The sequence below is a fragment of the Chromobacterium sp. CCUG 76385 genome (assembly GCF_059916625.1).
Genome location: NZ_JAUCGU010000010.1, coordinates 71972 through 88826 on the forward strand (window position 1 = coordinate 71972; position 16855 = coordinate 88826).

The 16855-nt window shown below is 62.7% G+C and carries 16 protein-coding genes and 1 riboswitch; of the genes, 8 read left to right on the forward strand and 8 right to left on the reverse strand.

The window, feature by feature from the left end; genetic code table 11:
* Positions 1 to 18: 18 nt before the first annotated feature.
* Positions 19 to 345 carry a rhodanese-like domain-containing protein gene (locus tag QUG01_RS09070; protein WP_500829845.1) on the reverse strand — a complete coding sequence of 109 codons (327 nt, stop codon included), beginning with the start codon at positions 343 to 345 and terminating at the stop codon, positions 19 to 21.
* A 2-nt stretch (positions 346 to 347) separates the two neighbouring features.
* The gene (locus QUG01_RS09075) at positions 348 to 1007 is read right to left on the reverse strand and encodes a protein-L-isoaspartate O-methyltransferase family protein (protein WP_261174613.1); all 660 of its coding nucleotides are present in this window, start codon (positions 1005 to 1007) and stop codon (positions 348 to 350) included.
* A gap of 114 nt (positions 1008 to 1121) precedes the next feature.
* Positions 1122 to 1268: riboswitch (TPP riboswitch) on the forward strand.
* A 76-nt stretch (positions 1269 to 1344) separates the two neighbouring features.
* Between QUG01_RS09075 and thiC the strand changes: the two genes are divergently transcribed.
* The 3 genes from thiC to QUG01_RS09090 all read left to right on the forward strand — a co-directional run bounded on the left by thiC (position 1345) and on the right by QUG01_RS09090 (position 5086).
* The gene (gene thiC, locus QUG01_RS09080) at positions 1345 to 3243 is read left to right on the forward strand and encodes a phosphomethylpyrimidine synthase ThiC (protein WP_500829846.1); all 1899 of its coding nucleotides are present in this window, start codon (positions 1345 to 1347) and stop codon (positions 3241 to 3243) included.
* A gap of 105 nt (positions 3244 to 3348) precedes the next feature.
* Positions 3349 to 3588 (forward strand): DUF2789 domain-containing protein, encoded by a 240-nt coding sequence (locus tag QUG01_RS09085; RefSeq protein WP_500829847.1) that lies wholly within the window; start codon positions 3349 to 3351, stop codon positions 3586 to 3588.
* A gap of 376 nt (positions 3589 to 3964) precedes the next feature.
* A complete protein-coding gene (locus tag QUG01_RS09090; protein WP_500829848.1) occupies positions 3965 to 5086 on the forward strand; it encodes a GGDEF domain-containing protein in 1122 nt (373 codons plus the stop codon).
* A 202-nt stretch (positions 5087 to 5288) separates the two neighbouring features.
* On the opposite strand, the gene QUG01_RS09095 is transcribed toward QUG01_RS09090, so the two are convergent.
* The 3 genes from QUG01_RS09095 to QUG01_RS09105 form a co-directional block, all read right to left on the reverse strand.
* Entirely contained in the window at positions 5289 to 6410 is a 1122-nt protein-coding gene (locus tag QUG01_RS09095; protein WP_500829849.1) for a GGDEF domain-containing protein, read from the reverse strand.
* An 85-nt stretch (positions 6411 to 6495) separates the two neighbouring features.
* On the reverse strand, positions 6496 to 7065 hold the full coding sequence (locus QUG01_RS09100) for a PTS sugar transporter subunit IIA (protein ID WP_500829850.1): 570 nt from the start codon (positions 7063 to 7065) through the stop codon (positions 6496 to 6498).
* 109 nt (positions 7066 to 7174) lie between these two features.
* Positions 7175 to 7468 carry a hypothetical protein gene (locus QUG01_RS09105; RefSeq protein WP_043626996.1) on the reverse strand — a complete coding sequence of 98 codons (294 nt, stop codon included), beginning with the start codon at positions 7466 to 7468 and terminating at the stop codon, positions 7175 to 7177.
* A gap of 147 nt (positions 7469 to 7615) precedes the next feature.
* Between QUG01_RS09105 and QUG01_RS09110 the strand changes: the two genes are divergently transcribed.
* The gene (locus QUG01_RS09110; RefSeq protein WP_500829851.1) at positions 7616 to 7975 is read left to right on the forward strand and encodes an EthD family reductase; all 360 of its coding nucleotides are present in this window, start codon (positions 7616 to 7618) and stop codon (positions 7973 to 7975) included.
* A 3-nt stretch (positions 7976 to 7978) separates the two neighbouring features.
* Here the strand turns inward: QUG01_RS09110 and QUG01_RS09115 are convergent, their stop codons facing one another.
* On the reverse strand, positions 7979 to 9187 hold the full coding sequence (locus tag QUG01_RS09115) for a winged helix-turn-helix domain-containing protein (RefSeq protein WP_500829852.1): 1209 nt from the start codon (positions 9185 to 9187) through the stop codon (positions 7979 to 7981).
* A 133-nt stretch (positions 9188 to 9320) separates the two neighbouring features.
* Here QUG01_RS09115 and QUG01_RS09120 point away from each other — a divergent pair, with 133 nt between their 5' ends.
* Entirely contained in the window at positions 9321 to 9692 is a 372-nt protein-coding gene (locus QUG01_RS09120; protein WP_500829853.1) for a VOC family protein, read from the forward strand.
* Between the two features lie 19 nt (positions 9693 to 9711).
* On the opposite strand, the gene QUG01_RS09125 is transcribed toward QUG01_RS09120, so the two are convergent.
* Positions 9712 to 10476: a substrate-binding periplasmic protein gene (locus QUG01_RS09125; RefSeq protein ID WP_500829854.1), complete on the reverse strand. Its 765-nt coding sequence runs from the start codon at positions 10474 to 10476 to the stop codon at positions 9712 to 9714.
* A 131-nt stretch (positions 10477 to 10607) separates the two neighbouring features.
* Positions 10608 to 12014, reverse strand: a complete 1407-nt coding sequence (pyk, locus tag QUG01_RS09130; protein WP_500829855.1) for a pyruvate kinase — start codon at positions 12012 to 12014, stop codon at positions 10608 to 10610.
* Between the two features lie 749 nt (positions 12015 to 12763).
* Between pyk and glpK the strand changes: the two genes are divergently transcribed.
* From glpK to glpD, 3 genes are all read left to right on the forward strand, one after another.
* Complete coding sequence (gene glpK, locus QUG01_RS09135) at positions 12764 to 14266, forward strand: glycerol kinase GlpK (protein ID WP_500829856.1); 1503 nt, start codon at positions 12764 to 12766, stop codon at positions 14264 to 14266.
* 64 nt (positions 14267 to 14330) lie between these two features.
* On the forward strand, positions 14331 to 15032 hold the full coding sequence (locus QUG01_RS09140; RefSeq protein WP_103320948.1) for an MIP/aquaporin family protein: 702 nt from the start codon (positions 14331 to 14333) through the stop codon (positions 15030 to 15032).
* Between the two features lie 256 nt (positions 15033 to 15288).
* Entirely contained in the window at positions 15289 to 16800 is a 1512-nt protein-coding gene (glpD, locus tag QUG01_RS09145; RefSeq protein ID WP_500829857.1) for a glycerol-3-phosphate dehydrogenase, read from the forward strand.
* The last annotated feature ends 55 nt before the right edge of the window (positions 16801 to 16855 follow it).

Genomic DNA, 16855 nt, shown 5'->3' on the forward strand with positions numbered 1-16855 from the left:
CTGGCGGGGGCGGCGCGCTTAGTAGCGTGCGACCGTCGAATCCACCTGCGTCGACCAGGCGTCGATGCCGCCTTGCAGATTGATCACATCGTCAAAGCCGGCATTCTGCAGGAACAGCGCCACCTGGGCGCTGCGCATGCCATGGTGGCAGATGGCGACGATGGTGGCGTCGTCCGGCAGCTCGCTCATCCGGATCGGAATCAGATTCATCGGGATGTGCACGCTGCCTTCGATGCGCGCCAGCTGGTATTCCCAGCCTTCGCGCACGTCCAGCAGCACCGGGCGCTTGGCCTGCGGGTCTGCCAGTTGCGCGGCGAGGGCGGGGGCGGTGATTTCGCGCAGCATGATCAGAAGCTGAAACGGGCGGGTTCCACCGCCTCGAATTTTTGCAGCCGCTCGATACAGGTTTCGAACAGCGCCGTTTCGCGGAAGCTGGTTTCGGTTTCGCGCTGGATCAGCTTGCAGCTCATGACCGGCAGATCGCCGACCACCAGAATCAGGCGGCCGCCGACGGCCAGCTGGTTCTTCAGTTCCTGCGGCACAACCGGCAGGGAGCCGCCCACCACGATCACATCGTAAGGCGCCTGGTCCGGCAGGCCCAGCACGCCGTCGCCCTCAAGCAGGGTGACGTTGGCGATGCCGGCTTTTTTCAGATTGGCGGCGGCGCGTTCCTTCTGCGCCGGATCGATTTCGACGCTGACCACCTGTTTGCCCAGCTTGGCCAGCAGCGCGGTCAGGTAGCCGCTGCCGGTGCCGATTTCCAGAATCTTGTCGGTCGGCTGGATGCCGGCGTCCTGGGCCAGGCGCGCTTCCATCTTCGGTTGCAACATCTTGCGGCCGTTGGGCAGCGGCAGTTCGGTATCGACGAAAGCCAGCTGGCGCTGGCTGTCGGCGACGAAGTCCTCGCGTTTCACGTGGAACAGCAGGTCCAGAATGGTCTGATCCAGTACATCCCACGGGCGAATCTGCTGTTCGACCATGTTGAAACGGGTTTTTTCGAAATCCATCAACTTACACTCCGGAGGGCTGGGAGTCCGCTCCGCCGGATGGAAGACAGCGGCGGCGGCAAGACTCTGGTCATGACGATAACTTGCGATTATCCCATATTTGCCTTACCTTCACAGCATCGCTAGGGGTCCTGCCCCCGGCGTCCGTCGCAAGGGCTACCCCAGTGTAGTCTGTTGAGACGGGCGGCGGGGCGCGGGTGAGAAATACCCTTGGAACCTGACCCGGATAATACCGGCGTAGGGAAGCGTCAACTGCCCTCACTGGCCCGCCCGGGCCCGCAGCCGGCCATGCCGGATCGCTCCTTGCGCCGTTTCATCGTTTTTGGAGACCCGCCCGATGAACGCGCCCGTGAACCAAGCCATGGTGGTGGATGCCGCCGCCACCCAGCCTTTGCCGAATTCCCGCAAGATCTATGTACAGGGCAGCCGTCCGGACATTCAAGTGCCGATGCGCGAGATCCGCCAGGCCGACACGCCGACCCAGTTCGGCGGCGAAAAGAACCCCCCCATCTATGTCTACGACACCAGCGGCCCGTACAGCGATCCGGCGGTAAACATCGACATCCAAAGCGGCTTGGCGCCGCTGCGCGCCGGCTGGATCGCCGAGCGCGGCGATTGCGAGCAGCTGCCCGGCCTATCCAGCGAATACGGACGCGCCCGCGAAGCCGACCCCAAGCTGGCCGAGCTGCGCTTCAATCTGCAGCGCAAACCGCGCCGCGCCAAGGCCGGCCGCAACGTCAGCCAGATGCACTATGCCCGGCAAGGCATCATCACGCCGGAGATGGAGTTCGTCGCCCTCCGCGAAAACCTGAACCGCCGCGCCTATGTGGCATCGCTGCAGGCCGCCGGCAACCAGCGCCTGCGGGACCTGATGACGCGCCAGCATCAGGGGCAGAGTTTCGGCGCCAATCTGCCGGAAGAGATCACCGCCGAATTTGTGCGCCAGGAGGTGGCCGCCGGCCGCGCCATTATCCCGGCCAACATCAACCACCCGGAAAGCGAACCCATGATCATAGGGCGCAATTTCCTGGTGAAGATCAACGGCAATATCGGAAATAGCGCGGTAACGTCGTCGATATCCGAGGAAGTGGACAAGATGACCTGGGGCATACGCTGGGGCGCCGACACCATCATGGACCTGTCCACCGGCAAGAACATCCATGAAACGCGCGAGTGGATTCTGCGCAACTCGCCGGTGCCGATCGGCACCGTGCCGATCTACCAGGCGCTGGAGAAAGTGAACGGCAAGGCTGAGGACCTGAGCTGGGAAATCTTCAAGGACACGCTGATCGAGCAGGCCGAGCAGGGCGTGGACTATTTCACCATCCACGCCGGCGTGCGCCTGGCCTATGTGCCGATGACGGCCAACCGCATGACCGGCATCGTCAGCCGCGGCGGCTCCATCATGGCCAAGTGGTGTCTGGCGCATCACCGCGAGAACTTCCTCTATACCCACTTCGAGGACATCTGCGAAATCATGAAGGCCTACGACGTGGCCTTCAGCCTGGGCGACGGCCTGCGTCCCGGCAGCGCCTGGGACGCCAATGACGAGGCGCAGCTGTCGGAGTTGAAAACCCTGGGCGAATTGACCGAAATCGCCTGGAAGCACGATGTGCAGGTGATGATAGAAGGCCCAGGCCACGTGCCGATGCAACTGATCAAGGAGAATATGGACAAGGAGCTGGAATGGTGCCGCGAAGCGCCGTTCTACACTTTGGGCCCGTTGACCACCGACATCGCGCCGGGCTACGACCACATCACCTCGGCCATCGGCGCGGCGCAGATCGGCTGGTACGGCACCGCCATGCTGTGCTACGTGACGCAGAAGGAACACCTGGGCCTGCCGAACAAGAACGACGTGAAAGAGGGCATCATCACCTACAAGCTGGCGGCGCACGCGGCGGATCTGGCCAAGGGCCACCCCGGCGCGCAGATCCGCGACAACGCGCTGTCCAAGGCGCGTTTCGAATTCCGCTGGGAAGACCAGTTCAACCTGGGCCTCGATCCGGACAAGGCGCGCGACTTCCATGATGAAACGCTGCCCAAGGACAGCGCCAAGGTGGCGCACTTCTGCAGCATGTGCGGCCCGCACTTCTGTTCGATGAAGATCACGCAGGATGTGCGCGACTTCGCCGCCAAACAAGGCATCAGCGCGCAGGATGCCCTGCAAAAAGGGATGGAAGCGAAGTCCATCGAATTCGTGCAGAGCGGCGGCAAGTTGTACGACAAGGTCTGAGCATGGCTTGAACAACAGGCGGCGGCGTTGACTGCCGCTTTTTTCATGCCGCCACGATGGCTTGGGTATACGATGAGCGTATCTCCCTCACCGCAGGAGCTTGCTATGGATACCAGCAGTCATCTGTTGCCCGGCCTGTTCCGCCAGCTGGGCTTGTCCGACGATCCGGCGGCGATGCGCGCCTTCATCGCCAGTCATCCGCTGCCGCCCAAGTCCAATCTGGCCGACGCGCCGTTCTGGAGCCCATCGCAAGCGGCTTTCCTGCGGCAATCGCTGGAGAATGATGCCGAATGGAGTGAGGCGGTGGACGAGCTGGCGGTGTTGCTGCAGCAAGGCGAGTCCTGAAATTGTGGATAAAAATAGAAATGGGCGATGGCTTGTGGATAAGCCATCGCCCCTTGTCTATTGCCCTTTGCGGCTAGGCGGCGATATAGACCAGGCCCGTTCGCCCATATCCAGCAGCGCTTCGACCCGCTGGTAATCGTCGACTTCGTAGCGGTCCGCCTGTGCCAGCTCTTCATCGCTATGTCGAAAATATCCTGCTTGAAGCCAACTAATTGAGCCGGGCGGCCGCGCAATAGATGGAAGCGGCATCTGCGGCGGGCCTGGCCGACGAGCTGTAAGGCCTGGCCGGAAGGTACGATAAATCAGACTGGATGCGGGCGTGGCGAACTATAGTTGCAATGGTTCGAACGCAAACGGCGGCGGATGGAGCGGCAGTATGAAACAGTCCGAACAGACCTTGCTGGAGCAACTTCGCATCACGGAATTCGAGATTGAGCAGCGTAAAACCCTGTTCGTACTGGAGCCGCGCGACGAGTTGCTGCTGCGCGCAGCCGGAACGGCGATAGAGGCGCATCTCGATGATCTGGTGGATCGTTTTTACGAACTGCAGACCAGTACGCCGGAAATCGCGCTGCTGATAGGCGACGCCGATACGCTGCAGCGACTGCGCGCGGCGCAGCGCCGTTATGTGATAGACCTGTTCAGCGGCGTTTACGATCTGGACTACGTCAACAACCGCCTGCGCATCGGCCTGGTGCACAAGCGCATAGGCGTGGAGCCCAAGCTGTACCTGGCGGCGGTGCAGACCCTGAAAACCCTGCTAATCCAAAAGCTGAGCGAGTTGCTGCCGGATCCGGACGTGCGCGTGCATACCTTGCTGGCGCTGGACAAGCTGGTGATGTTCGACGTGGCGCTGGTATTCGAGACCTATATCCGCAGCCTGGTGGCGGAGATCGAGACCTCGCGCAACAAGTCCGAGCAATATGCCCGCCTGCTGGAGGAGAAGGTGGCGATGCGCACCCGCCAGCTGGAGGAGCTGTCCCGCACCGATCCGCTGACCGGCCTGCTGAACCGCCGTTATTTGGATGAGACGCTGACCCGGGTATTGCGCGGCGCGCAGCATAGGCGAGAGAAGGTGGCGTTGGTGTATGTGGACATCAACGATTTCAAGCGCATCAACGACAGCCAGGGCCATCAGCGAGGAGACGAGATACTGCGCTTGCTGGGAGACATTATAGGGCGCATTTCCCGCACCGAGGATGGCTGCTTCCGTTATGGCGGGGACGAGTTCTGCATCGTGCTGCCCAATTGCGATGCCCGGCAGGCCGAGGAAACCTTCATGGCGCGGTTGACCTTGGAAATGGAGAAAGCTTTGCCCGATGTGCGGCTGAGCATGGGGTGCGCCGAAACCGGCCCCGACGAGTTCATCTTGCCTGATGTCTTGCTGGGCGAGGCGGATCAGCGCATGTACCGGGTCAAGCAGCTAGGCCGCAAGCATGGGACGGAGGCGGAAAGGGAAGAGGCGCGGGAAGAGCCGGTTGGGCCTAGGGGCGGTTGACGTTTGCTGAGCGATCGCGCCGGGATGCGTTTTGCGGCGAATCGAGGCGTTTCGCGCGCCGCATAGTCATGCTCTGCCAGCGCGGAACAACGAAGAGTCGGCGCGAAAGGCGCCCGGCCCTGCGGGTTTGGCGAAGCGCCAACGCGATCCACTCGCCAAACGCCAACCGCCCCTAAGCGAAACGGTGTGGATGGTTGCTGATTTACAAGCGGCACACCTGGTTGCGTCCGCCCTGTTTGGCCTGATACAGCGCCTGGTCGGCCTTCTGTTGCGCGGTGGCGAAGTCCTGCTGCCGGCACTGCCATTCGTAAACGCCGGCGGAGAAGCTGCATCGCAGCTCAGGCTGGCTGGGCAGCGGCTGCATCTGGTTGAATTGCTGGCGCAACCGTTCCGCCACCGCAAAGCCCACCTCGGCAGAGGTATCCGGCATCACCAGGCAGAATTCCTCGCCGCCGTAGCGGATCAGGAGATCGTTTCCGCGCACGCCGTTGTTGAGCACGGCCGCCAGCATCTGCAGCACCGCGTCGCCGGCCGGATGGCCGAAGCGGTCGTTGATGGATTTGAAGTGGTCGATATCCAGCATCACCACGCAGACGCGCTCGGTGGCGGCATCGAGCGTGTTCAGCCAGTATTGCAGCGCGCGGCGGTTGCCGGCGGCGGTGAGCGGGTCGATATTGGCGGCGTCCTGAAGCCGGCTGTTCTGCCGCTGCAGGGCGATGTTCAGAAAGCCCACCGCGCCGCAGACCTGGGCTGCTGCCGCGACGGTGAGCGCTAGATGATGCACGCCATCTTGTGGATGCGGCAGGATGGACAGGCCATGGAGATGGCGCCACAAGTCGGCGCCGTCGCGCCAGATGTACAGCAGCGCGCCGATCAGGAATAGCAGGGCGGTGGGACTGAAGCGGTTGCGGCATATCTGACGCTCCGCCTGCTGATACAGCCAGGCGGCGGCCAGATATAGCACAGGGATTTCCGCCGCATCCAGCGCCAATTGCAGCGTGTCCCACGGTATCCAATAGTTCAGCCCGGCATAGGCGCCCACCGCCAGCCATAGCCAGCCCGGCGGCCGCTTGCCGATCAGGCGGGCGATCACCATCAATTGCAGGGTGATGCCGGCGCTGCTGATGGCCGGGCCTATGCTTTTTTGCAGCGCGCCCCAGCCGAACAGCCTTCCTTCCACCAGCATGCCGACAGCCAGCAGCAGCGAGGCCTGCAGCCAGCGCCGCCTGGCGCGCACCAGATCGGCGCGGATGCTGTGCTGCCAGGTGATGACACCTATGCTGGCGACAGCCAGTGAAACCATGATCAGCAGGTAGTCGGACATAGGGCGATGGCAGTCTATTGGGCGGTAACCGATTCATTTTAGCAAACGCCGTTTCGCTGCCGGTGCTTTGTGGAGAACCGGCGTTTTAGAAGCGGGCCACGACCTTGCGCCGTATGCTGTAGTCTGGCCTCAAGCTGGCTTCGGCATCCAGGAAGTAGCGGTTGCTGTCGAGCAGGAAATGCGGATCGTTGTCAGCGTCCGGATCGGCCCACAATTGGAACAAGCGCCGCACTTGCTGCGGATGGTGGCTGCGCGCCAGCCCTTCGTGGAAGGGCCGTTCGCTGAACATGCGGGCAATGGAGGCCAGCAGCTGCAGATGGGGCTGGCGCGTATCCTGCGGCAGCAACAGGAATAGAAAGCTGTGCGCCGGCGCGTGGTCCGGGGCATCGAACTCCAGGCCCTGCTTCAGGCGAAGAAACAGCGCATGGGCTTCGGCCAGGCCGGAAATGCGGGCGTGCGGCAAGGCCAGGCCATGTCCCAGGCCGGTGCTGCCGGATTGCTCGCGCAACTGCAGCGCGGAGGCCAGAGTCTGGGCGTTCAGGGCGTGGCGCTGGCCCAGCTGGCGGGCGGCGAATTCAAACAATTGGCGTTTGTTTTCTATGTCCACGTCCAGCAGGATGTCGCTGATCTGGCAGATGTCGGGCAAGGTTTGCATGGCGGTGCGCTCCCGTGTTGTGTGAGGGTGACGCAGCCATGCTAGGACGCGGCGGCTAAATTGCAGCTAAATATCTTGCCGCGCCGCATCAAAATCTTGTCAACAGCCTCTAATCGGCCGGCTTGATCGCGCCTTTCAACGCGGAGGCCTGTTCCTTCAGCTTGTCCACTTGCTGTTTCAGTTCCGGGTTGAGCACGGTGGCGGCGGCGCCCACCTGTTTGGCTACCCCAAGGGCGGCGCTGGCTTGCTGTTGCAGCTGGCCTAAGGGGGCGCTGGCGCCATCCACGCTCTGATGCACGCTGCCGATGGCGGCGGAGGCAGCTTGTTGCAACTGGCTGGTTTGTTGCTGGTTGCAGCCAGCCAGAATCAAGGCGCTGCTGGCGGCGATTATCACGGTGCGCATGGTGTTGTCCTACACAATGGAATGTTGTTACAGAGCGGTTGGACGGGGGGCAAGTTCCGGCCAATGAGGCAGTTTTCGCTAAATGACATTGGAAATGCAGCGGTTTGGGTTTAACTTGTCGTGTGTGCTAACGATATGGAGCCCGTCATGATGACTGTCAGCGTCCTCTATCCGCAACGCGCCGGCGCGCGTTTCGATTTCGACTACTACCTGCAGCGCCACATTCCCCTGGTGCAGCAGTTGCTCGGTCCGGCCTTAAAGGGCGTGCGGGTGGAGCGTGGTGTGGCCGGCATGGAGCCGGGCAGCCCGGCAGCTTATGTGGCGCAGGCCCTGCTGGTGTTTGATTCGGTTGAGGCGTTTCAGCAAGCCTTCGCTCCGGCGGCGGCGCGCATCATGGGCGATATTCCGAATTACACCGATATCACGCCGCAGCTGCAGTACAACGAGCTGCTGCTGTGGGACGAGCGGCCGGCCGGCGTCCACGGCTGGTATGCCAACGCGGAATGATCTTCAGCCGGCCAGCCGCTCTGCCAAGCCATCCGGCGCCTGGCCTATCGCCAGCCGCGGCGTGCCGTGCCAATCGGCCATCCGGCTCAGCGCGCGTTTGAGCTCATCGCTCAGCCGCTGGCTGACGCGCACGCCGGGCTCCAGGTGCAGCGACTTCACCTCGAACACGCCCTGTGCGCGGTGAGCCTTGGCGTCCAGCCGGCCCACCAGCTTGCCGCGATGGAGAATCGGCAAGCTGAAGTAGCCGTACTTGCGCTTGGGGGCCGGCGTGTAGCACTCGATCTTGTAATCGAAGTCGAACAGCTCCAGCGCGCGCTTGCGGTCCCACACCAGCGGGTCGAACGGCGACAGAATGGCGGTGTTGCCGCTGTTCAGCGTGCCCGCCGCCGCCTGCTCCAGCTCGGCGGCCAGGCTGGCGTGGACGAAGGCGTCGTGGCTCCAACCTTCCACTTTCACGGGGATCAGCTCGCCCTTGTCTGCCAGGCCGCGCAGCAGCTCGCCATACGGCGCGCGCTTGAGCCGGTAGTAATCGGCCACCCAGCCGGCCTTGACGATGCCCAGGGCGCGGCAGCTGTTGCGCACTTGTTCCAACCGCATCTTTTCCGGCGTGGGCAGGTCGCGCGCGTCGTCCCAGTCCGGCCTTACCCGTTCCGCCAAATCATAGACGCGCTGGAAGGCGCGCCGCTCCTTCACCATCAGCCGGCCTAGGGTGAATAGCGTTTCCAGATGGCGCTTTTCCGGCTTCCAGTCCCACCAGCCGTTGCCCTTGCCGTTTTTACGTTCGAAATCGGCCGAGCGCACCGGGCCGTGTTCGCGGATATGCTCAACGATGGCTTCGATTGCCGCGCGGTGCTGTTCGTACCAGCGCTGCGAATACTTCCATCCCATCCATGTGGTGTCGAGCATGCGGTGACGCATCAGGCCATAGTCTTCCGCGGGCACGAAGCAGGCCTCATGCGCCCAGTATTCGAACAAGGCCCCTTCGGCCAGCAACTGGTCCAGCCAGGACGGATCGTAGGCGCCGACGCGGCTGTACAGCACCAGGTAAGGGCTGCGCGCCACCACGCTGATGGTGTCGATCTGCAACAGCGCCATGCGGCGGATGGCGGCCAGCACATCCGCTTGGGTTGCCTTGCGCCGTGGCGCGGACAGCAGGCCCTGGGCGGCCAGTTGCAGGTGGCGGGCTTGCTGCAGCGACAGGTGATGTGTCATGGGCTAGGCATGGGAAAGTGGGAACGACGACTATATCAGGCCCGGCCGTCACAGTCTTTTGGTGATGCGTTTGGCATGACATGGCGTCAGCTTTGTGGCAGTGTGGACAGCCCTATTGTTTTGGAGCGCCAGCATGATCAGCCATATCGACCACCTTGTCCTGACGGTGCGCGACGTCGAAACCGCCGTGGCTTTCTACCAGCGCGCGTTGAAGCTGGAGGAGGTGAGTTTCGGCAACGGCCGCCGCGCGCTGCGTTTCGGCAACCAGAAGATCAATTTGCAGACCCTGGGCCAGGAGACGCGCAACCATGCCGCCATCGGCTGCGGCGATCTGTGCCTGATCGCATCCGTGCCGCTGACCGACGTGATCGCGCATCTGAAGCAGGAGGGGGTGGATATTGTGGAAGGGCCGGTGACGCGCAGCGGCGCGATGGGACCCATCACCTCGGTGTATTTCAACGACCCGGACGGCAATCTGATCGAAGTGGGTACTTATAGTTTTTGAGGAGGCAGGATCAGAGCGATCACGGCGCAGCCGGCTTGCCGGTTAAGACCTCGCGCACGATAGCCTCGTAGCTGCCGTCCTTGCGCATGGCTTCCAGCGCCTGATTGAAACGCGCAAGCAGCGCTTGTTGCGGCGAGGTCTTGTTGATGGCGAGATAAGAGAGATTGCTGACCAGCGCCTCCTGCGTCAGCGTCACATCCTGATAGCCGCCCTCGCGCAGCACCAGTTGCAGCGATTCGCGTATGCCCAGCACCACATCGAGCCTGCCCAGTTTGAGTTGGCGCAGGTTTTGCGCGTCGCTGTCGCTGTCGAATGCCAGCAGCTTGCCCTCTTTGCGCGCCAGGTCGAAAGCGTCACCGTAGCTCCAGCCTGCAATCACGCCCACGCGTTTGCCGAACAGATCTTCCAGGCTGTGATAGCGCGGCGCTTGCGCCGGATAGGCCATGACCACGCGTTCCTGAAAGATGGGCTGGCTGAAGTCGAACTGTTTTTCGCGGCTGGCTGTCTTGATGATGCCGCCGGCGGCGGCTCGGCCGTCGCGCAGTTCCTGCAGGGCAAAACGCCATGAGCCCGCGCGCAGCGTGACGGCGATGCCCGCGCGTTCGCACGCCTTGGAAATCAAAGCCGGGTAAAGCCCTGCCGGCCCTTGTTTGGCCGCATACATCAGCGGCGGGTTGCTGGCATCGAAATTGATGACCAGACCAGATCCTTCGCTGGCCGGGGTGGAGCACGAGATAGCCAACAACACGATGGCGAGGAATGCGTGAAAGGATTGCCGCTGCATCGTTAACGTTCCGAACGAATCGCTACCGTATCAGCATAGTATCGGCAGCGGCCGCAACGAAGCGGTCGTAGGGCCGCGCATGAAAAAACGGAACCCGCGAGTTCCGTTTTGCTTTTCTACGCCGCTGGCGTTTACGGGTAGACGATGCGCAGCAGATTGGTGGAGCCGGGGGTGCCGAAAGGCACGCCGGCGATGATCACCATGGGCTTGCCCTGTTGGGCCAGGCCCAGCTTGGTGGCGCAGAAGGTGGTCTTCACCACCATGTCTTCCAGGTTTTCCGCGTCCGGGCCATGGTAGGCCACCACGCCCCATACCAGCGACAGGCGGCGCGCGGTGGCCAGATTCGGCGAGATGCCGAGAATCGGCGTGGACGGGCGTTCGCGCGCCAGATAGATGCAGGTGGAGCCGCTGGTGGTGAAGGCCACCGACACGGTGACCGGCAGCAGCGTGGCCACCTTGCGCACACAGGCGGCAATGGCGTCGGTGCGATCCGGCTCGTCGGCCGCGCTGTAGTCCAGCGCCATCACCTTGCGGTAATCCGGGGCGCTTTCCACGCGGCGGATGATGCGGTCCATGATCTGCACCGCTTCCAGAGGATATTGTCCGGCGGCGGTTTCGGCCGACAGCATCACCGCGTCCGCGCCTTCGTACACGGCAGTGGCCACGTCGTTGGCTTCGGCGCGCGTCGGCGTCGGCGCGGTGATCATCGATTCCAGCATCTGGGTGGCGACGATGACCGGGCGGCCCAGGTGGCGGCACTGATGCACGATCTTGCGCTGCACCACCGGCACGTCTTCCGGCGGCAGCTCCACACCCAGGTCGCCGCGCGCCACCATGACGGCGTCGGACAGCGTGGCGATGGCGTCCAGATCATCCACCGCGGACGGTTTTTCGATCTTGGAAATGATGCCGACGCGCTTGCCGACGATGTTGCGCAGTTCCTTGACGTCGGCGCCGGTTTGCACGAAGGACATGGCCAGCCAGTCCGCGCCTTCCGCCAGCGCGAATTCGGCGTCCTTGCGGTCTTTTTCGGTGATCACCGACAGCGGCAGCACGGTGTGCGGCAGGTTGAAGCCCTTGTTGCTGGACAGTTCGCCGCCGACTTCCACGCGGGTGACGATGCGGCGCGGTTCCACATGTTCCACGTGGAACGCCAGCTTGCCGTCGTTGACCAGAATGCGGTGGCCCGGCTGCAGCGCGGCGAAGGCCTCCGGGTGCGGCAGCATGGCGCGCTTGTCGTCGCCCATCACTTCATCCAGCACGAATTCATAGCGATCGCCGGTTTTTACCGGCGTGGCCTGCGGGAACTTACCGATGCGCAGTTTGGGACCCTGCAGGTCCACCACTACGCCCAGCGGCCTGTCCAGCGCCTGTTCGGCGGCGCGGATCGCCTGCAGACGGGCGCGATGGTCGTCATGACTGCCGTGGCTCATATTGAGCCGGAAGATATTGACCCCGGCGCGGGCCAATTCCAGGATTTGTTCCGGAGTGCTGGAGGAAGGTCCCAGCGTGGCGAGAATTTTGGTGTTGCGAAGCATGACAGTCCTTTGCGGCCCATCCGGCCGATTGATCAGGAGCGATTGCGTGTTGTGGGCCGACGCTGCTTAATCCCTGCGCGCGGCAGGACGTCGCAATGCAGGGGCGTCCGCTGGGCGGACGGCAAGGCCTCAACGGGGATGATGCCACAGCGGCGCGGCGGTTTTTTTGCGCTGGGTCCAACTCTTGGCATCCGGCGACGCCATTCATGCTGCCATAAGCGGCGTGTAGCGTCAGAACTACGTAAATGTGTGTTTCCGATTATAAAACAACGTTTTGTGGCTTTGCATGGCGGAAATTTAGCAGTCTTTATTTTCGATAATGTTCTTATTTTTTCCTTTGCGCTGATTTGTCTGTAACGCATGCAAATGCTTGTTGCAAAGCGGGATTTGTGGATTTCCCTTCTCCCGGGCGTGGGGTCTTATCCGGACCTTGCTTGCAGAAATGGGAAACGCCTGTCTTTTATTCTATCTGCAGCGGCTGGCTTGTTTGATGTGAAAATGTAGCGCTGCGCTACATTTTTTAATTATTTGATATTAAATGGTTTTCCATGATTTTCCTGTTGTCGGACACGCTGGATTTCGCCGAAAAGTGTATTTTTTTTTACCGAATTATTGACAACCGTCTGTTCGGGCATAGAATTGTTCGCAAATAAAACGAACGTCATAAGCAAAAAAAGCAACATACAACGCAACGTTGACATCCCCGGCTGTTAACCAAGCCGCCTTACCGGCAATCAGGAGAAGACACAATGAGCGATCAGTACGTACTGGCTTTGGACCAGGGCACCACCAGTTCCCGCGCCATCCTGTTCAACCGCAGCGGCGACATCGTGTCGCTGGCGCAAAAGGAATTCCGCCAGATCTACCCGCAACCGGGCTGGGTGGAACATGATCCGCAGGAAATCTGGGGCGGCCAGGTGGGCGTGGCCGCCGAAGCCGTGGCCAAGGCCGGCATTGATGGTCGCAACATCGCCGCCATCGGCATCACCAACCAGCGCGAAACCACCATTGTGTGGGACCGCGAAACCGGTCAGCCGGTGTACAACGCCATTGTGTGGCAGGACCGCCGCACCGCCGAGTTCTGCGACGAACTGAAGTCGCGCGGCCTCTCCGAATTGATCCGCAGCAAGACCGGCCTGTTGGTGGATGCCTACTTCTCCGGCAGCAAGATCAAGTGGATTCTGGACAATGTGCCGGGCGCCCGCGAACGCGCCCGCGAAGGCAAGCTGGCCTTCGGCACCGTGGACAGCTGGCTGATCTGGAACTTCACCCACGGCAAGGTGCACGTGACCGACGTGTCCAACGCCTCGCGCACCATGCTGTACAACATCCACACCCTGGAATGGGACGCCGGACTGCTGGACATCATGGGCATCCCGGCCAGCATGCTGCCGCAGGTGAAGAGCTCCAGCGAAGTATATGGCCATACCCATGCCGCGCATCTGGGCGTGGAAATCCCGATCGCCGGCGTGGCCGGCGACCAGCAAGCCGCTCTGTTCGGCCAGCAATGCACCACGCCGGGCATGGTGAAGAACACCTACGGCACCGGCTGCTTCATGATGCTGAATACCGGCGACAAGCCGATCGAATCGTCGAACAACCTGCTGACTACCATCGCCTGGAAAGTGGACGGCAAGGTGCAGTACGCGCTGGAAGGCTCCATCTTCATCGGCGGCGCCGTGGTCAAATGGCTGCGCGACGGCCTGGGCATCATCCGCCACTCGGCCGATGTCGGCCCGCTGGCGCAGGAAGTGCCAAACAGCGACGGCGTGTATCTGGTGCCGGCCTTCGCCGGCCTGGGCGCGCCGCACTGGAACGCCAACGCCCGCGGCACCATCGTCGGCGCCACCCTGGGCACCAAGGCCGCCCACATCGCCCGCGCCGCGCTGGACAGCATCGCCTACCAGACCCGCGACGTGCTGAAGGCCATGGAAGCCGACGCCAAGATGAGCATCGCCGAACTGCGCGTGGACGGCGGCGCCACCGTCAACGAACTGCTGATGCAGTTTCAGTCCGACATCCTGAACGTGGATGTGGTGCGCCCCAAGATCACCGAAACCACCGCGCTGGGCGCCGCCTACCTGGCCGGCCTGGCTGTCGGCTACTGGAAAAACCTGGACGACGTGCTGGGCCAGTGGCAGCTGGATCGCCGCTTCAAGCCGGAGATGGCCGCCGCTGAAGTGGCCGGCAACGTCAAGGGCTGGCAGCGCGCGGTCAACGCCGCCAAGGTGTGGGCCGACGACCAGGCTTGATCTTCCGTAAGACCCGCCGCCGCGCGCGGCGGGCATCCCTAGATAAAGTTGGAAAGAGACAATCATGAATCCTTTGATGGGCGAATTCATCGGCACCGCCTTGTTGGTGCTGCTGGGCAACGGCGTGGTGGCCAATGTGCTGCTGAAGAACACCAAGGGCCATAACAGCGGCCTGATCGTGGTGGCCTTCGGCTGGGCGATGGCGGTGTTCGTCGGCGTGTTCAGCGTGGCCGCGATCAGCGGCGCGCACCTGAACCCGGCGGTATCGGTGGCGCTGGCGGTGGCCGGCAAGTTCCCGTGGGACAAGGTGCCGGGTTATGTGGCGGCGCAGATGCTGGGCGGCATGGCCGGCGCCGGCCTGATGTGGCTGATCTACCGCAAGCACTATGAAACCACCGATTGCGCCGATACCAAGCTGGCCACCTTCTGCACCGGCCCGGCCATCCGCAGCCTGCCGGGCAATCTGGTGTCCGAGATCGTCGCCACCTTCGTGCTGGTGTTCGCCATCCTGTCCATGGTAGGGCCGAAAATGTCGCTGGGCGCGATCGAGGCGCTGCCGGTGGCCCTGCTGGTGCTGGGCATCGGCGTGTCGCTGGGCGGCACCACCGGCTACGCCATGAGCCCGGCGCGCGATCTGGCGCCGCGCATCATGCACGCCATCCTGCCGATTCCGGGCAAGCGAGACAGCGACTGGGGCTATGCCTGGGTGCCGGTGGTCGGCTCGCTGTTGGGCGGCACGCTGGCGGCGCTGGCTTATACCCTGTAATAAGCGCGACGGCGCGCTCCCGGCGCGCCGTTTTCCTTTTTTGTTCGTTTCTCTCGCCTGCGCTGTAATTCGGAAAAATCCCTTCCTACGTAAGCAGTTGTCTCTCGCTTTCCTTCGCCATTTCCGGCTTTCCTGCCGCGAATCTGCGGCATCTGTGGCAAAAACGAAAAATAACGAACGAAAAATGTTTTATTTGTGTTCCTTGTTAGCTATTGTGGATAGAATGACGGGGACGGAATAAGCAAGGATCGGGCAAATGAAGGTATACGACTTGATGGTGATCGGCGGCGGCATCAATGGCGCCGGCATCGCGCGCGACGCGGCTGGCCGCGGCCTGTCGGTGGCGCTGTGCGAAAAGGACGATCTGGCCTCGCACACCTCCTCGGCCAGCACCAAGCTGATACACGGCGGCCTGCGCTATCTGGAATATTACGAGTTCGGCCTGGTGCGCAAGGCGCTGCAGGAGCGCGAAGTGCTGCTGAAAGCGGCGCCGCACATCATCTGGCCGCTGCGCTTTGTCATGCCGCATGCGCGCGATCAGCGTCCGGAATGGATGATACGTTGCGGCCTGTTCCTGTACGACCATCTGGCCAAGCGTGAAGTGTTGCCCGGTTCGAAAACCGTCAGCTTCGCCAAGCATCCATCCGGCGCGCCGCTGAAGGACGCCTTCAAGCGCGGTTTCGTCTATTCCGACGGCTGGGTGCAGGACGCGCGGCTGGTGGTGCTGAATGTGATGGACGCGGCCGAGCGCGGCGCCCAGGTCTACACCCGCACCGCCTGCGTGGCGGCGCGCCGCGACGGCGAACACTGGCTGACCACGCTGCAGCGCGAGGACGGCGGCCGCTTCGAAGTGCGTTCGCGCGCGCTGGTCAACGCCGCCGGCCCGTGGGTGCAGAGCCTGATCGAAGACAAGCTGGCCATGCCGTCCAGCAAGTCCATCCGCCTGGTCAAGGGCAGCCACATCGTGGTCAAGAAAATTTTCGACCACCCGTTCGCCTACATCTTCCAGAACCCGGACAAGCGCATCATCTTCGCCATTCCGTATGAGCAGGAATTCACCCTGATCGGCACCACCGACGTCGAATACCAGGGTGATCCGGGCCAGGTGGCGATAGACGACAACGAAATCGGCTATCTGTGCGAAATGAGCAACCGCTATTTCCACAGCCAGATCTCGTCGGCCGATGTGCTGTCCACCTATTCCGGCGTGCGCCCGCTGCTGGACGACGCCTCGGACAACGCTTCCAGCGTCACCCGCGATTACGCGCTGGAAATGGATACCCAAGGCGCGCCGCTGCTGTCGGTCTTCGGCGGCAAGATCACCACTTTCCGCAAGCTGGCGGAAGAGGCTGTGGACAAGCTCGCGCCCTTGCTCGGCAACCACCAGGCCACCTGGACCGCCGACGCGCCGCTGCCGGGCGGAGATATGCCGGGCGCCGACTTCGGCCGCTTCCTGGGCGATTTGACGCAGCGCCACCCGTGGCTGCCGGCGGAACTGGCCGAGCGCTGGGCCCGCGCCTACGGCACGCGCGTGGCCAAGCTGATCGGCCAGGCGAATACTCTGGCCGACCTGGGTGCGGAAATCCTGCCGGGCCTGTATGAAGCCGAGCTGCAGTATCTGGTGGACGCCGAATGGGCGACGCGCAGCGAGGACATCCTGTGGCGCCGCTCCAAGCTGAAATTGCATCTGCCGGCTTATGCCGCCAGGGTGATCGACGCCTGGCTGGCCGCCCGCTCGCAATCCTCGCGCGAAGCCTTGAGCGCCTGACCGCCCTGATTCGTCCTGACAACAGCCCGGTTCCTCCGGGCTGTTTTGCATGGCG

Excerpts from the sequence above, each read along its gene's own strand:
- QUG01_RS09100 (WP_500829850.1), bottom strand. The coding sequence starts at position 7,065 with ATGCAAACCTTGCCCGACATCTGCCAGATCAGCGACATCCTGCTGGAC.
- QUG01_RS09110 (WP_500829851.1), top strand. The coding sequence starts at position 7,616 with ATGATGACTGTCAGCGTCCTCTATCCGCAACGCGCCGGCGCGCGTTTC.
- QUG01_RS09115 (WP_500829852.1), bottom strand. The coding sequence starts at position 9,187 with ATGACACATCACCTGTCGCTGCAGCAAGCCCGCCACCTGCAACTGGCC.
- QUG01_RS09095 (WP_500829849.1), bottom strand. The coding sequence starts at position 6,410 with ATGTCCGACTACCTGCTGATCATGGTTTCACTGGCTGTCGCCAGCATA.
- QUG01_RS09125 (WP_500829854.1), bottom strand. The coding sequence starts at position 10,476 with ATGCAGCGGCAATCCTTTCACGCATTCCTCGCCATCGTGTTGTTGGCT.
- QUG01_RS09085 (WP_500829847.1), top strand. The coding sequence starts at position 3,349 with ATGGATACCAGCAGTCATCTGTTGCCCGGCCTGTTCCGCCAGCTGGGC.
- QUG01_RS09070 (WP_500829845.1), bottom strand. The coding sequence starts at position 345 with ATGCTGCGCGAAATCACCGCCCCCGCCCTCGCCGCGCAACTGGCAGAC.
- glpK (WP_500829856.1), top strand. The coding sequence starts at position 12,764 with ATGAGCGATCAGTACGTACTGGCTTTGGACCAGGGCACCACCAGTTCC.
- QUG01_RS09140 (WP_103320948.1), top strand. The coding sequence starts at position 14,331 with ATGAATCCTTTGATGGGCGAATTCATCGGCACCGCCTTGTTGGTGCTG.
- QUG01_RS09090 (WP_500829848.1), top strand. The coding sequence starts at position 3,965 with ATGAAACAGTCCGAACAGACCTTGCTGGAGCAACTTCGCATCACGGAA.
- glpD (WP_500829857.1), top strand. The coding sequence starts at position 15,289 with ATGAAGGTATACGACTTGATGGTGATCGGCGGCGGCATCAATGGCGCC.
- thiC (WP_500829846.1), top strand. The coding sequence starts at position 1,345 with ATGAACGCGCCCGTGAACCAAGCCATGGTGGTGGATGCCGCCGCCACC.
- pyk (WP_500829855.1), bottom strand. The coding sequence starts at position 12,014 with ATGCTTCGCAACACCAAAATTCTCGCCACGCTGGGACCTTCCTCCAGC.
- QUG01_RS09075 (WP_261174613.1), bottom strand. The coding sequence starts at position 1,007 with ATGGATTTCGAAAAAACCCGTTTCAACATGGTCGAACAGCAGATTCGC.
- QUG01_RS09105 (WP_043626996.1), bottom strand. The coding sequence starts at position 7,468 with ATGCGCACCGTGATAATCGCCGCCAGCAGCGCCTTGATTCTGGCTGGC.
- QUG01_RS09120 (WP_500829853.1), top strand. The coding sequence starts at position 9,321 with ATGATCAGCCATATCGACCACCTTGTCCTGACGGTGCGCGACGTCGAA.